This is a genomic window from Allobacillus halotolerans, assembly GCF_018967645.1.
GTDB lineage: Bacteria > Bacillota > Bacilli > Bacillales > Alkalibacillaceae > Allobacillus > Allobacillus halotolerans.
This window is the reverse complement of the sequence record NZ_JAHLZF010000070.1, coordinates 1-962: the sequence shown is the minus strand read 5'-3', so window position 1 is coordinate 962 and position 962 is coordinate 1. Positions and strand designations below refer to the sequence as shown.

Sequence of the window (962 nt, the reverse complement as noted above, 5' to 3'; positions counted from 1 at the left end):
CTCCCCGGCTTCACTGCTTGTACATGAATACTTGTTGCTCCCATAAGTTAACATTTTTGTGACAATCGATAACAGCCGGTGACAGCCGGCTGACAGGGGGTTAAGGGGGCTTGTCCCCTTACACACGCACCCTTTAGGGTGCTAGTGTGCTATCACCATACTGCATAGGTGCGAAGTTAGCAAATGTTCTGTAAATGCACAAATAAAGGGGAAAACATTTGGATTTGCGACAATAAAGTACTACCTTTGTTGCTGACCAAACGGTAGCCGACCGATACGGGAGAGTTACCAAAATACAAGCCGCTGGAGTTAATTGACGGACATCCGACATCTCCAGCGGCTTTATTTTTGCCTATCTGCTTCGTCTAGGCATACCAGTACCTCTACTAAAAATGTACTTCAAAGATACTTATTTTCTACCGACTTGATAGTTTTTACCCCATATTCTTGGACATTTTTCCCCCATGAGGTTATCTTTGTAGGGTGAAAGAGAAACCCATAAACGGGGATAGATTGAATGCTGGGAAGCATAAACAATCGGGGTAAGGTTAGCGAACCTTGCCTTTCATCCCCCATTATAACTTTACATAGAGGAACTTTATCTATCCCCCCCCCGCCCCCAAAGGGGGAGCGACCAAACGGCAGCTTCACTCAATGGAGTGTTACAGTTCATCAAAACCAAGTGATAACTGTCGTTTCTCTGCTTCTTCTTTCTTTTGGGCAGCTAAAGTCTTTTTCCGAACGTATGTTTTTGTAAATGAAACCCTATCCCCATTAAAGACAATCAACGGATTAATGAACCAATTATATTCGTTTGGACCTCTTGCTATGATTTCACTTTGTACGAGCTCTGCCAATCCTTTGTATATGGCTTTGTCTGATTTGTATTGGGTGTATTCTAAGCATTTTCGCCTATCGAAAATTATCATATCATTCTTAGGCTTCATGCAAGTTAGAATATA

Annotated in this window: 1 protein-coding gene; it reads right to left on the bottom strand. The window is 42.4% G+C overall.

Annotated elements, in window-relative coordinates; translation table 11 throughout:
* Positions 1-662 precede the first annotated feature (662 nt).
* The coding region (locus KQ486_RS14065) for a hypothetical protein (RefSeq protein ID WP_439098777.1) at positions 663-962 on the bottom strand (300 nt) is incomplete at its 5' end.